This is a genomic window from Stenotrophomonas sp. STEN031, assembly GCF_056759975.1.
In genome coordinates, this window is sequence record NZ_JBRREA010000003.1 from 98,125 (window position 1) to 112,397 (window position 14,273).

Genomic DNA, 14,273 nt, shown 5'->3' on the forward strand with positions numbered 1-14,273 from the left:
TACCCGATCGAAACGTGGATGCAAGTTTCGGGACGCGACAATGTTGTGAGAAATGCTCCCCGGGGAGCATTTTTCTCAAGGAGCATTGATTTCATTGGCTTTGTCCCCGAGAAATAGGTGTTCTCAGATGCTAGGGTTCATCACCGATGCCGATGCATCTGAGTGCCTTTTCTTGAGAATCGCGCAGATCGATCTAGTGCTCCTCAGATAGGGCATGATCCGCACGGTCTTCTACGGTGCTCGTTACCCGATTGAATTTTGCAGCTTGCCTGCGAATCAACTGAAAGAGAGATGGAAGAGGCAGTGGCTCGATTCCGGGGTGGGAGGCCTGCTTGAACGTCGCACGTCTGTCGTCGCTGCGCTGGCCGTTACACGGTCAGGCAACCCCCGTTAGCACGCATGAAATCCCCGAACACTACCGGGCAGCTCTTCACTGCTGCCAAGTTGCACACGGTCACGACTAGAGCGTGTTGTGTCGGCATTGGTAAATTATATGGATTCGTATAATTGCGGCTAATTTGCAAACTGAGTCCCGCGACGAGCCCCAGCTGATTGTGATCCACCTAGTGCAGGGGTTTCTGCTGGTGGCCGCGGGTAGTGCATCGCGCCAGGTCCTGACTGACAGCGGGTCTGTCAACTCAGCATTCGTTTGGTTTGGTACAGGCGTGCGAATCGGGTGCCAACTACTGTGGCATCTCGTTCTCGCGGAGGGTCCAGAACAAAAATGTTCCGGAAGCGGAGGTCAGGCAGGAACAAATACGTTCCGATTGACGAGCACTTCCAAGGCCAGGCTACGGGTGATCTGCCGTCCCTAAATCAGGTTCGTCAACTCTTGTAGGCCTACGCTGGATCATTGAAGTCGGGATCTAGGCGGCCGGTCGCGACCATCCACGCCGCGCGAAGGGCGCTTGCGTCAACCAGCGCGTGATGCTGACGGGCCAGCAGGTCTGGGTGCTTCGAGAACCATCTCTCCAAGTGGGAGGTGGTAATGGGGTCCCTGTCCATCAACGTGCACGGGAAGTGCGGTGCGTTCTCCAGCCCCCACGCCACCCAATTGCAGCTCCATGACATGACTTGCCGAAACAGGCGAAGATCGTTTGGATAATCAGCGATGATATGGGGCAAGCGCTGCCCCCTCAGGAAGGCGACGAGTGCTTCAGCAAGGTTTTGGTCAGGCAAAGCGTGACGGCCCCGCTGTAGCAGTGGATAAACCGTTGTCTTCACGAAGTCCGTTGGAGCCAGTGGCAGCGGATCGCGCTCGGCGTAGAAGGTACTCGCCCCATCCTCGCTGACTAGCGCGATGCTAACCAGCTCAAGCCCGTTCGCATCTGCCCACTCTGTGTCCAGGAAGAGGTATGTAACTGACGAAGCTGGGCCGGGCATACGTGGCGCCTCATGATTGGTCTCATCGAGATTCCGCTACACGATGATCATCTACAAGATAGCGGCTTTGGCCTTACGCTCAGGCACCAAAATCTCAATTACATACCTGATGCAATGTGGCAGTGTAAGGCCTAATAAGGTGGTTTCTGCTGGCTGCGTACGGACAAGGCGCCGGCGGCGCGTTAATTCACGCGTTGGTGTGCTCTGTGCAGTATCGTGTTGCTCAGCAAATTGATCATGCTGTTCATTCAACGATCGGCCAGAGAATGCCGCATATGGATAGCGTTATTCTGCATCGAATTGGCGCACAGGTATGGAACATGCGCATTGCACGCGGCTCGTTTCAGCTCGATCTTGCCATCGATGTTTGCATGAGCAAAAAAGAGCGATCATTGACTTGGAGAAGGTCGGGTCTGGTGTGGTCATGGGCACAGTGATATCGGTTTTGGAACTCATGAGAGGCGAACCGAGCGTGGTGTCGGGCGCAATGCCGGCTATGGCCAAAATCCAGACACTATTCGGTGTCGGAGCGGATAGCGCTCAACAGGTATGTGGGGCAATCAGGTTTGATCGGCATGCTCGCGACACTAATTCTGCCGGCAGCGACAAGTCGACGGGGCGGCGGTGATGTCCCATCGCATCAGCCTTGCTGCCACAACACCACAAGGCACTGCAGGACAGCTCGACAAATTCGGATTCTACGCCTTCACCTACGGCGAGGGTACGACCTCCAGCGCAGGTGTATCGCTGAGGATGCCGGTGCGTCTGGATCCATATCCCGCTGACGTGCTCCCGCCTTTCTTCCAGATGAATTTGCCCGAGGGCTATCTCTTGGAGCAAATCGGTAATCGATTGGCCAAAGCCACGACGTTGGATCCGATGGTCCTGTTGGCCATGACGGGTGGTAACGCCAGTATCGGCAGGGTTGTTCTATCCCGTGGCGAGTTTGATGCCTGTAGTGCGGTAGGGGTGGAGTTAGCAGGATTGCTCGCCGATCAGGGTGCCGAGGACCTGTTTCAGACGCTGGCCGAGAACTACTTGCTGCGCTCAGGTGTTTCAGGCGTGCAGCCCAAACTGCTGGTTCCAGAGTGGGTGAGGCCTGCGTCAGATGAAGCGTTGCTACCTCCGCGGGAGCTCATCGTCAAAATAGAGAGCGTTGGGTATCCAGGCTTGGCCATTAACGAGTTCGTGTGCATGTCCATCGCAAAGGAGGCAGGAATTCCGGTGCCGGAGTTCTACCTTTCCGACGACGGCAAGCGCTTTGTGGTGCGCAGGTTCGACCGCATGCCTGATGGTGTTCCGTTCGGATTTGAGGACATCGGCGTCCTTGCTGGACTGGGGGTGGAGAGGAAGTACAGCCTGAGCTACGAAGCGATTGCTCAAGTGCTGAGCGCCCACTGCTCGCCTGCCCACCGCCAAGCGGCCTTAGATCAGTTGTTCGATCAATTGGCGCTGTCGTGCATGGTCGGCAATGGTGATGCCCACTTGAAGAATTTTGGGGTCATCTATACCCACCCGGTCGCCGGTGATGTGCGTATGTGTCCCGCCTACGATATCGTCTGCACTACGTGTTACATCCCCGAGGATACCTTGGCGTTGTCCTTGAATGGACAGAAGGGCTTCATGGCTGCTAGAGCGGACTTGGAGGCTTTTGGTCGCAGTGTGTGCAAGATCGCTGACCCACTGGGCCGCATGGCTCGACTGGTGGAGGCAGCGCAGACAGTAATGTACACGCAGAGCCATCTGATTGAGCAGGTGCAAGGATTGAGGCGATGCTTGGAGCCGACGCTGGAGCGGTTTGAACAGTTGGTTGCAAGGCGCGCTCAAGGTTCACCGAGGTAACTAGCTCGGGAGGGAGGCAACGACCTTATTCTATGCGCTCGCTGTACTTGCAATGCACATTGGGCGGGTCGTGGTCCGTTGGCTCAGAACCAGAACCATGCTTGGATCGGCCGCTTAGCCGACGCATTCGGAAGCGCACAGAGAGCGTGGCATGTTTTGACCGTCGTCTCCTGCGATTTGGTCTGAGCGGTGTTAGTCACCGAAGGTTCCTGTGAATCTGCTGCCATAACTTCATCGAGAAATCGATTGCACTCTTTGTGAGACTTGAAATAATGGATTCAACCCATCGGTGCACTAGGAAACTAGGGGTGTTTAACGGAAGTAGCGAAGATGTCTGCTTCTGGCCGAGGCTGTGTAAAAACTCCCGGGCGCGGTACTGCCGACGACGATGCAGCCAGTTTGAGCAACCAGCACTGCAGCAAAAGAACGTGATGCTCAGGCTGCGATGGCCCGCACCATGCCCTCGGTGCCCATGATCTTGATCATCCGCTTCATGTTGTAGGCCAGAACAGCCAAACTGATCTCCGTTTTGACCTTCGGTAGCGTCTTGGTCAGCAATGGCGTCGTGCCAAGCCACGATTTGAGCGTACCGAAGACATGCTCCACCGTCTGCCTTCGTGCCACGGCAGCTTCTGGCCTGGCATCCAGCAGCATCTGCATTCGCTCGAGCACATGCTCGTGCTCCCATCGTCCGATACGCCTGTAGCTGGCAGTCGTGCACTTCTTCCGGATCGGGCAACGGGGGCAGGCGGATGACCAGTACTTATGCAAGATCAGCCCCTTCTCCTCTGTTGTGAAGCGGTGGATCGCCCGTTCGCCCGCCGGGCATTCGTACTCATCGGCGGCTGCGTCGTAGACGAAGTCGCGTTTGTCGAACCGACCTTCGGCCTTGGCGTTGGATGTAAGCGGCTTGGGTGCCAGCGGGATGACGCCTGCCTCCTCGCACGCCAGGATCTCCGGGGCGCTGAAGTAACCGCGATCCGCAAGCGCCGTCATGTGTTCGGCGCCAAGGGCATCCTTGGCTTTGATCGCCATGCGTGAGAGCTGAGAACGGTCGTGACCGTCATTCGTCACGTCGTATGCAACGATCAGGTGGTGCTTGGCGTCGACGGCCGCTTGCACGTTGTAGCCCACGGTGCCGGTTGCGCGCCCGCTTGAGGTCATTGACCTCGCGTCCGGATCCGTCATCGAGATCTGGCGGTCTGGAGAGGCCTCAAGCTCTTTCTCGATGCTGTCCAACTTCTCCATCTGAGCATGCAGCTTGGCCAGCTTGTCCTTCAGGTGCGGCACGCGGCCCTCCGGCAGCAAGGCCGGGTCGCGATCTGCACGGTCCAGTTCGGCTAGATAGCGGGCAACGCTGTCCTCCAGTTGCTTCCGGCGCCCCTTGATCTTGCCGACGGTGAAGTTGCGATCCCGACTGTTCACGGCCTTGAGCTTGCTGCCGTCAATGGCCACGATCGCGTGCGAGAAGACCTTCATGTTCCGGCACAGCGCGACGAACCGACTGCACACGGCCGTGATCGCGCTGCCGTTGTCCTTGCGGAAGTCGGCAATGGTCTTGAAGTCCGGCGCCAGTCGACCGGTCAGCCAGATCAGCTCTAGGTTCCGTTGCGCTTCCCGCTCCAGGCGACGGCTCGACTAGATGCGGTTGAGGTAACCGTAGATGTAGATCTTGAGCAGCGCAGCGGGGTGATACGCGGGCCGACCGCCGGCCGCGCGATTGGCGGCATCAAAGCCAAGTGCACTCAGGTCGAGTGCTTCGACGAAGGCATCGACCACCCGAACGGGGTTGTCTTCGTGGACGTAGTCTTCAAGCCGATCAGGGAGAAGAAGTCCTTGGGAACGATCAACGCCATCCACGAATCGCTTCATGCAGAGCACCCATCGACCGGTGCTCAGATCATGCCAGCGGAGGCGGGGTTTTCACACAGCCTCGGCTGGAAGCGGACATTGCCGAAGCAGCAGTAACCCAAGCCGGTTTGAACCTGCCGTCCAGGACTCGCCGCTTGCTCAAGACTGGTAGCAGGGGCATAGTTATTTGGCCAAGTCGGATAGCCGGGGCTTCGTAGTGACCGCTCCATCAGAACAGAATCGGTTTGGGTCTGCGGCAACGCAATCGGCAATGGAGGCGAAGTTGGGCTGGAAGCTCACTAGCGTAGAAGGCGACAAGGTCTGGAACACAGGCTCATTTCACGGACTTGAGATGATCGATATGGCGATTCATAACTCGCAGCCTATTGATTCTCTTGAAGCGTATCTCGCTGCGTTGCCGAAGTGCGATATTTTGCCCGAGCGATATACAAAACGCTTTTTGATTAGTGCTCTCATGCCAGTGATCTGTACTCAGATCTTGGTGGGCCATATTCGACAATTTGCCGAACCGCCTCGATCTTGGACTCATCCGTGTAACGTTTCGTGCTCACAACCACCTCCGCGTAAACCATGGTTTATGGCTGCGAGGTGTCTGCAAAATCCTGAGCGATTCAGACGTCGGCCAAGAGCACCCGAGTTCTCCATTGAAGGGTCGAACTTTTAGAACTAGTGGAGAACGAATGCATGGAGGCCTGCGTAGTGGCAGCTCGCAAGTCCACAGCAATTTATAGCGCCAGGTGCCAGTGGTGGTGCCAATACCATTCCGTAATAAGTGACTCCGAGTAGCACGAGATTGCATGCTTGTCCACGATTGCTAGATCACCAAGATGGTGGCAAGCGTGGAGGACGTCTCCGTCCGGATGGTGAAACTTCCCATGAGGCTCAGCTGGCGCCAGAAAAACTGTTGGGCTGGCAAGGCCGGCTGCGAGCTCCCGCAGGCGATTCAGATGTTTATCGAAGCTTCGGCGAGAGCCATGGTGCGGAAGAACCAGTGTCGAGGTAAGGGGCGTCTCGGCAAGGTAGTGGTCAAGAAAGTCATCTAGTCGTGCCTTGTCCGAGAGGTTTGCGTCACCGGTGTGGATCCATCCGACTGCCCGCGTTGTCACACGTGGCGGAACGCCTTTGGCCAATACGCCAGAGTGAACTCTACGCTCGAAGCACTGCCGTGGCGCGCCGATACCACGTTCCGCGGGACCGGAATACACGCACAGAGATGCGTCGTTGTAATCATGAAGTGAGGTGAATATGCCGTACAATTTGGTAAGCAGCTTCTTGCAACTCACATTGGTGGTCGCCACAGAATTGCTTAGCTTTGCCAGCGCTGAGGCGCGGCGATCTGTAGGAGGAACCAGAGAAATGAGTTCAGCAGAGAGCGATGGATCAGCTCGCCGTTTCAATTCCGTATTCAGTGCGAGCGAGAAGTCAGCCCACTCTGCGGAGTTTAGATTTGCGCCGGCTTTATTAGTCACATCTCGCAGATCTTGGAGTAGCTGTAAATTCCAGATATAAGAAACTTCTTTTGGAACCGTCCATTCGCGCGAATAGAAGCGTATGAGCCAATCCAGATCACAAGTCAACGAAGTTGAACACGAGAGCCGCGAACCGCTGGCTTTTGCCCTTTCGATCGCCTGATGCGCTTCGTTGCTCAGAACACCAGGGCCATCCATATTCGCATCGAATGGGCGATTGAGTTCAGGGCCTTCGTCGTCATCATCAGGGCTGCCAACGATAACGACTTGACCGAAACTCCCCCCATAAAGAAGAGTGACAACCTTGGCAAAATCGGCAAGGAGGCTTCCGGCACGAACTCTCGCACTAAGCTTTAATGTCATCCATTGTAGATAGTTGCTTACGTCGACGTGGGGAAGAAAGACTGTGCGGAAGCTCACCCCGGCGTTCTTCAGATCCTCCAGCCCGTTGATATGGTCACTATCCAGATGGCTGATAGCCAAGAAGTCATGACTGCGCGCGCGTGCCGCAAATGCCTCAGCCAGCAGCTTGCGATGCTTTGCTGTGGAGCCGCCACAATCGACTACCATGCTGAGCGAGCGGCCTTCACTAGAATGCAGTGCCATGGAGTGAAATCCTCCTTGGCCTATGGGGTGTTGAGTCCTATCTACTTGAAACATCTCCACACTCTCTCTCCTTGATAGGCGGAATTACCTCAGAGCCTAATGTACTGTCTTCAATTGGAACCTTACAAGCGAAGTAGGTAGGCGGCTCATAAGAAGCGTTTCTTGGGCTTCGTTATGAAAATGAGTTGGTGTGGGTTTCGGCTTCGTCAATACTTGATAGACGGTAGTGGAAAAGATCAGGGGCCCGAACATCGTTTGGCGTTACTATAAATCTCGGGCACAGGCAGGTATTGCAGGCTGCACTATGATGTCGCTTGCGTCGGGGCTCCCTGAATCTTCTATCAGATTGGGGTGCTGTGGCATTTGAGCACTGGACATGGCGATAATTGGTCTCACGAAGGAGAAGACCGATGCGCACCCTGCTACTAATCATTACGATCTTGGCGGCATCGGTGCCCGCCATTTGGTGCGCTATCGAACTGATCGATGGCCGATCGCTCTCGTTCTCGTCGGTTACGGCCTTCCTGCCTGCACTGACAACTCTCATTGCCTACTTGAGGGTCGAGTCTCAAGCGAAACGGAACGAGGCTAAGGCCGGTTCTGTGGTTCCCGCGGTAGCGGCGCATGACGTGGTTCTTTTCGAGAAATTTCAGAAGGACCTGCCATTCGATCCGACGATCAGGCTCCTTCGTGAAGCGGACTTCGGAGCTGACTACAGGGCCGAATGTTTGCAGCCTTTGAATCGGTTTGTCGAAGTCTGGGACGATCCGAACTATGAGTTTGTAGATGCCTCCTTGGAAGAGGCGCGTCCTCTTTTGTTCGCTGCCGCTCAGGCCTTGGCGTTCGATTTCGCCAAGGAAACCGTGCCTCACGATGCCAACGACGGTTGGCGAACGGTTTATCCGTGGCGAGAGCGCGGTGGCCCTCGGCCGGATCATGTGCGCGAAAGTGCTCGAGTTCTCAACGAGGGTGCTCGCTCGTTTGTTCCGCTTTATGAACAGTTCGTCCGCTTGGCTCGCGAACGCTTGAACTCTCCCGGCTGAAGTTATGGAAGGAGCGCTCGGATTCACAGCCGGAATGGCAACACACCCGGCCAACGGCTAGATACCTGCTTCTTAGTCAGATCAGTCCGTATTTCGTGAGGTCATCGCGCTGCTGGCAGCCAAGGTGGTTCCAACTTCCGTTGGCCTGTGCCGTACCGTGTCATGACCGCTCGACTCGATACTGTTTCGACGACGGTCTTGGCCTGCGGTTCGCCAGGCGATGCTACGGGAGGGGGTACTCCCGCTGATCCAGCACCTGGTCCCCTCGACGCAAGTGATGACCGCTGCGCCGGCGCTTTGTCGATTACAGAGGGTCGGTATGCGTATGAAATATAAGGAATAATTTGTCTCTAACGAGAGTGGCAGGCTTCTGATCGCTACCCCCTTGAAAAAGTGAATGGAGTCACAAAATTTAACGCTAGCAAAGCCGACGTTCCCCCGATTTTGAGTAGCGCGGCGATTTGGAGTTCAATCCCCAACGAGACGGAGATTGGACATGAAGAAGCGCTTTTCCGAAGAGCAGATCATTGGCTTCCTGCGTGAGGCAGAGGCCGGCATGGCGGTGAAAGAGCTGTGCCGCCGACACGGGTTTAGTGAGGCGTCCTACTACCTGTGGCGCAGCAAGTTCGGCGGCATGAGTGTGCCGGAGGCCAAGCGACTCAAGGAGCTGGAGGCGGAGAATGCCCGGCTGAAGAAGCTGCTGTCCGAGCAGTTGCTGGAGAACGACGTCATCAAGGACGCCCTACGAAAAAAGTGGTGAGCGCACCGGCGCGCAGGACGCTGGTGCGGCATTTAATGGAGCGCGGGCTCACAGAGAGGCGGGCACTGGCCGTGGTACGAATGAGCGCCAGCGCACTGCGCTATGTCCCGCGCCCCGATCGCAATGTCGAACTTCGCGAGCGGATCCTGGAGCTGGCACAGCGACACAAACGCTACGGCGTGGGGATGATCTACCTGAAGTTGCGGCAGGAGCAGTGGTCGGTGAATTACAAGCGGGTGGAACGCTTGTATCAGGAGGCCAAGTTGCAGGTGCGTCGGCGCAAGCGTAAGAAAGTGCTGCTGGGCGAGCGTCAACCGTTGCTGCGGCCGGAGGCAGCCAATCAGGTCTGGTCAATGGACTTCGTGTTCGATCGCACAGCCGAGGGTCGTGTAATCAAGGCGCTGACGATCGTCGACGATGCCACGCACGAAGCGGTAGCGATTGAGGTGGAGCGGGCGATCTCCGGCTACGGCGTGGCACGGGTGCTGGCCCGGCTGGCACTGACCCGAGGTCTGCCGCAGGTGATCCGGACCGACAACGGCAAGGAGTTCTGCGGCAAGGCGATGGTGGCATGGGCCTACGAGTGAGGCGTGCAGTTGCGTTTGATCCAGCCAGGAAAGCCAAATCAGAACGCCTATATCGAGAGTTTCAATGGCCGCCTACGCGACGAATGCCTCAACGAGCACTGGTTTCCCACACTGCTGCACGCACGTACCGAGATCGAAACCTGGCGGCGGGAATACAACGAGGAACGACCGAAGAAGATCTTAGGCGGCCTGACACCGGCCGCCTATGCCCAACAGTTGGCGGCCAAAGCCGCTACGATTAAATCTGGACTCTAAAGGGCCCCGCTACTGAAAGCGGGGGGACGTCGCACCCACCCTTCCACCTCTCGATCCTCTAGGTGGTTTCTGTACCGGACTTTGAGCCAACGACCTTCCTTGCCAGTAGCCGTTACGATCTGGTTCGGATGGGCAGTATCCAGAAGGGCTCCTCCCGTGATCGCCGACCTGACACGAGCCGGACGAAGCCCAACCACGTAAAGATCCTCTTGAACGGGCGCATGCGCAGCCACGTCATCCAGGGCCTTGAATAGACGCTCCTGGAACGCAGCCAAATCAGCGTCGGATTGGGCCCGGTAAGTTTGGTCCCCGAGGGCCTGTTCGCGGGCGAAACGCATTTGGAGCCGGGCTTGATACACCCTCACCAGGGCAGCCAAGGTGGCGATAATGGCCATGTAACACATGACCCACTGATGCACCGACATGCCTTTCGCATACACGGCCTCGGAGCCATCTCCCTTCAATGGAAGATGGGAAATCGCCCCATGAACCTGGTTGAGGTGCGTGCTGAGGGAGGTCAGATCCAACGTTTCATCGTTGGGATCTTCCATCGGCAAGGAATCCAGAAGCTTCCTTACATACTCGGCTGCCGATCCGATCTGAGAAGCCCAATGCGTGGCAACCTGCACCTGTTCGAGCCTGAGTTGCTCAATGACTCCAGGCCACGGTTCAGACAGAAGCGCAATTTTTTTTTGTCAAACCATGATCGGCATGAATTGCGTCCATGACCGACAGCGATGGCTTCAATGCGTCGAGGATTCGGTCAATCTCGCTGCGCCACTTAAGTGCGCCATCGACTTCGCTCTTGGCATGTGAAGGAAACAGGTTCTGAAGCATGTCCCGTTGGAGCTGATCGTACTTGCGCTGCTCTTCCAGGATCGACTCGACGGCGCTCAACTGACCGAGCATCTGCTTGCGCCAGCGCTCCTGCTCCTCAACCATGGACTGCACCGTACTCATCGGTCCGAGCACCTGCTCACGCCAGTGCTCCTGTTCCTCAACGATGGATTGCATGGTGCTCATCGGTCCCAACATCTGATTACGCCAGCGCTCCTGCTCGTCCATCATCGATCGCGCAGCGCTGGTTGCGAAGTTGATCTCAGGAATGGTGGCCTGATAGCGCTTTGCAATTTCATTAATGTTGATCGACATTTGACCGTTCCTTGGGTGGGTCAGTGCGGCACTACCCAACGGTAGGGGATCTCTCGCTTGCCTTCTCGGGAGCAGTTTTCAGCTACACGAAGGTGGCAATTCCCATTGATCCAGGGTGGACAAGGGACTACGCGCACGGCCCCCTGACCGAGTCCATGAGTGATCGTGCGTCGAGACTGGCATTTACCCTGGAGGGATGACTGGGGGCTCCCCTGATCCTGCGCCTATCCTGTGCCCACGCCGTGTTGAATGCTGTTTCGAGTGGATGTCTAAAATGGCGAAAAGCTCATTTTGTTTGCTGGTTTCGCCATTAGAGTCTTGGGTAGGGCATTATTCACCGAGGCGATTTTTCTGGCGTCGCTGCGTCAGTTGTGTGATGTCCTGCGTAACGGGAATAGGGGAATGATGTTGGAAGGTATTGCAGCACCCGGTGCCCGGGTCTTGATCAGGGATGAAGAGTGGCTTGTCCGCCGCGTGGACCCGTCCAGCGATGGCGGTGAGTTGCTGGTCTGCGACGGCGTGTCCGACCTGGTGCGGGGTAGAACTGCCCATTTCCTGACCAAGCTGGAAGAGCGGGTCGAGCTCCTGCATCCCGCGCGGACGCGGCTGGTGCAGGACGACTCCAGCCACTTCAACGCCTCGATGCTCTACATCGAGGGCGTGCTGCGCCGGAACCTGCCCAATGATGACCGCATCCGCCTTGGCGACCGGGCAGTGATGAACCTGGTGCCCTACCAACTGGATCCGGCGCTGCAGGCGCTGCAGCAGCCACGTCAGCGTATCCTCATCGCCGATGCCACCGGCTTGGGCAAGACGCTGGAGGCAGGCATCCTCGCCACCGAGCTGATCCAGCGCGGGCGAGGTAGCCGCATTCTGGTCATCACCCTCAAGAGCATGCTCACGCAGTTCCAGAAGGAGTTCTGGAGCCGCTTTTCCATTCCGTTGGTGCGCCTGGACTCCGCGGGTCTGGCGTCGGTCCGTAACCGCATCCCCGCCAATCACAACCCGTTCAACCACTACGACCGCACGATCATCTCGATCGACACGCTCAAGAACAACCTCGAGTACCGCAATTACCTCGAGAACGCCTGGTGGGACATCATCATCATCGATGAGTGCCACAACGTGGCGGCTCGCGCCAACGAGGGCGGCCTGTCTCGGCGCGCCCGTCTGGCGCGCCTGCTCTCAACCCGTTCGGACACCCTGATCCTGCTCTCGGCCACACCGCATGATGGTTCGGCGCGCTCGTTCGCCTCGCTGATGAGTCTGCTCGACCCCACCGCCATCAGCGATCCGGACGACTACACACCTGATGATTTCCGCGACAAGGGGCTGGTGATCCGGCGCTTCAAGAAGGACATCCGCGTCCAAGTCGAAGGTGACTTTCGCGACCGCGTGACCGAAGTCGTGCGAGCGCAGGCCACTCCAGCCGAAGAAACTGCCTTCCACGCTTTGCTGGATATTCCCTTCACCCAAGGCGGCAAGCGCTAGGCCGGACGCCAGCACGAGCTGCAGCGTGTGAGCATGCAGAAGGGCCTGTTCTCGAGTCCCGCAGCTGCTCTGCAGTCCGCGCGGAACCGTATTGCCGCTTTGCAACGCAAGGGAGCTGCCACTGGCGACGAGCACGACGAGGTCGCGGCACTCCAGTCCTTTGCCCACGCATTGGAAGGGGTTACCGAGGGGCAGTTCGCCAAGTACCAGCGTTTCCTGCGCCTCCTGGGCGACCCCGCGTACGGCTGGTCGTCGAAGGAGGCCAATGATCGCCTCGTAGTGTTCTCCGAGCGTGTGGAGACCATCCACTGGCTGCGGGAACGTTTGCACGCCGACTTGAAACTTAAGCTCGACCAGATTGACATCCTGCACGGTGGTCTGAGCGACACCGACCAGCAGGCCTTGGTTGAGCGCTTCGGTCGCAGCGAAGACCCGATCCGCGTCCTGCTGTGCTCGGACGTCGCTTCCGAAGGCTTGAACCTGCACTACTTTTGCCATCGCTTGGTCCACTTCGACCTGCCGTGGTCGCTGATGGTGTTCCAGCAGCGCAACGGCCGCATCGACCGCTACGGCCAGCACCAGCAGCCCCGTATCACCTATCTGCTGACCGAAACCGAAGTGGAGAGGATCCGCGGCGACCTGCGCATTCTCGAAGTCCTGCAGCAGAAGGACGAGCGCGCCAATCGGGACCTGGGTGACCCCAGTGCCTTCCTCAATCTGCACGATCCTGATCTGGAAGCGCAGGACGTCGCCCGTCGTATGGCCGAAGGTCAGTCTGCTGACCAAGTGGCGCAGGAGCTGGAGCAAGAGGCCACGCAGGCCACCGAAGGGGAGGGAGACTGGCTGCTCCAGTTCTTCAATGGTGCGGCACCCGCGTCCCCAGCGCAGGCCAGCGCGCTGGATCGGATCGCGTCGACGCCCTCCCTGTTCGCCGACGACTTTGCCTTCGCCAAGACCGCACTCGAAGAGCTGGGCCGCGCACGCCCGATTGCCCAGTGGTCGCACGATGACGCATCGCGCACGCTCACGCTGACCGCACCGTTGGACTTGCAGCAGCGCCTGCGCCAGATCCCGCGGGAAGCCCGCGATGCCGATGATCGGTACGTGCTGTCCGGCCAGCCACAACGGGTGGCTGAGGCCATCGAAAAGGCCCGCCAGGCCCGCCGCGAGGAGGAAAGCTGGCCCGGAATCCACTACCTGTGGCCGCAGCACCCAATCAGCGAGTGGTTGCGCGACCGCGTGCTCACGCATTTCGGCCGGCATACCGCGCCGGTGCTGCGTTCGCCGCATCTGGCTGGTGATGAGCGCGCCATCGTGATGATGGGACTGGTCCCCAACCGCAAGGGGCAGTCGTTGCTGGTGGACTGGCAGGTGGCCGTTTTGCGCCATGGTCAGCTGCCAGTGCTGGAACCTTTCGACATCTTCCGCGAGCGGGCAGGGCTCAAGGCGGGCGCGCTGCCCAACCCGGGCAAGCCAGCGGAACTTGAATCGTTACAAGCTGATCTGCGTGTCGCTGTGCAAAGCATGCGGGCGCACATGGAGCAGAGCCAGCAGACCTTCGCCGCCGACATGGCCGTGCGCCTGCAGAACACCCTGGCGAACCTCAAGCGCATGCAGGGCCATCAGATCGAACAACTGGAACTGCGCCTGGAAAAACAGGGCGGGCTGGAAAACCTTCGCCAAGGCAAGCGCGATCGCCGCGTCGGCCAGATCCGACGGGTATTTGACGAATACGAAACCTGGGTCCGCGACAGCCTGCAGACCGAGCCGCACCCGTACATCCAGGTGCTTGCGGCCGTGTGTCGCTGAGAGA

The 14,273-nt window shown here is 58.1% G+C and carries 9 protein-coding genes and 2 pseudogenes; 6 read left to right on the forward strand and 5 right to left on the reverse strand.

What is annotated here, in order from left to right; translation table 11 throughout:
• Positions 1 to 840: 840 nt before the first annotated feature.
• A complete protein-coding gene (locus ACVOLQ_RS02210; protein ID WP_481526917.1) occupies positions 841 to 1,383 on the reverse strand; it encodes a 3'-5' exoribonuclease domain-containing protein in 543 nt (180 codons plus the stop codon).
• A gap of 206 nt (positions 1,384 to 1,589) precedes the next feature.
• On the opposite strand from ACVOLQ_RS02210, the gene ACVOLQ_RS02215 reads away from it, so the two are divergent.
• Both ACVOLQ_RS02215 and ACVOLQ_RS02220 read left to right on the forward strand, forming a co-directional pair.
• The gene (locus tag ACVOLQ_RS02215) at positions 1,590 to 1,820 is read left to right on the forward strand and encodes a hypothetical protein (protein ID WP_481526918.1); all 231 of its coding nucleotides are present in this window, start codon (positions 1,590 to 1,592) and stop codon (positions 1,818 to 1,820) included.
• A gap of 190 nt (positions 1,821 to 2,010) precedes the next feature.
• Complete coding sequence (locus tag ACVOLQ_RS02220) at positions 2,011 to 3,225, forward strand: type II toxin-antitoxin system HipA family toxin (RefSeq protein ID WP_481526919.1); 1,215 nt, start codon at positions 2,011 to 2,013, stop codon at positions 3,223 to 3,225.
• 435 nt (positions 3,226 to 3,660) lie between these two features.
• On the opposite strand, the pseudogene ACVOLQ_RS02225 reads toward ACVOLQ_RS02220, so the two are convergent.
• Together ACVOLQ_RS02225 and ACVOLQ_RS02230 are read right to left on the reverse strand one after the other, a co-directional pair.
• Positions 3,661 to 5,097: pseudogene (locus tag ACVOLQ_RS02225) on the reverse strand (IS1182 family transposase).
• 725 nt (positions 5,098 to 5,822) lie between these two features.
• On the reverse strand, positions 5,823 to 7,172 hold the full coding sequence (locus tag ACVOLQ_RS02230) for a hypothetical protein (RefSeq protein WP_481526920.1): 1,350 nt from the start codon (positions 7,170 to 7,172) through the stop codon (positions 5,823 to 5,825).
• 410 nt (positions 7,173 to 7,582) lie between these two features.
• On the opposite strand from ACVOLQ_RS02230, the gene ACVOLQ_RS02235 reads away from it, so the two are divergent.
• Together ACVOLQ_RS02235 and ACVOLQ_RS02240 are read left to right on the forward strand one after the other, a co-directional pair.
• Positions 7,583 to 8,215 (forward strand): hypothetical protein, encoded by a 633-nt coding sequence (locus ACVOLQ_RS02235; protein WP_481526921.1) that lies wholly within the window; start codon positions 7,583 to 7,585, stop codon positions 8,213 to 8,215.
• A gap of 496 nt (positions 8,216 to 8,711) precedes the next feature.
• Positions 8,712 to 9,817, forward strand: a pseudogene (locus ACVOLQ_RS02240) (IS3 family transposase).
• On the opposite strand, the gene ACVOLQ_RS02245 reads toward ACVOLQ_RS02240, so the two are convergent.
• The gene (locus ACVOLQ_RS02245; RefSeq protein WP_481526922.1) at positions 9,814 to 10,368 is read right to left on the reverse strand and encodes an SH3 domain-containing protein; all 555 of its coding nucleotides are present in this window, start codon (positions 10,366 to 10,368) and stop codon (positions 9,814 to 9,816) included. The pseudogene ACVOLQ_RS02240 and the gene ACVOLQ_RS02245 sit on opposite strands and share 4 nt — an antisense overlap.
• Before the next feature lie 118 nt (positions 10,369 to 10,486).
• A complete protein-coding gene (locus ACVOLQ_RS02250) occupies positions 10,487 to 10,969 on the reverse strand; it encodes a hypothetical protein (RefSeq protein ID WP_481526923.1) in 483 nt (160 codons plus the stop codon).
• A 402-nt stretch (positions 10,970 to 11,371) separates the two neighbouring features.
• Between ACVOLQ_RS02250 and ACVOLQ_RS02255 the strand changes: the two genes are divergently transcribed.
• Positions 11,372 to 12,460, forward strand: a complete 1,089-nt coding sequence (locus ACVOLQ_RS02255; RefSeq protein ID WP_481526924.1) for a DEAD/DEAH box helicase — start codon at positions 11,372 to 11,374, stop codon at positions 12,458 to 12,460.
• A gap of 33 nt (positions 12,461 to 12,493) precedes the next feature.
• On the forward strand, positions 12,494 to 14,269 hold the full coding sequence (locus tag ACVOLQ_RS02260; RefSeq protein ID WP_481526952.1) for a C-terminal helicase domain-containing protein: 1,776 nt from the start codon (positions 12,494 to 12,496) through the stop codon (positions 14,267 to 14,269).
• The last annotated feature ends 4 nt before the right edge of the window (positions 14,270 to 14,273 follow it).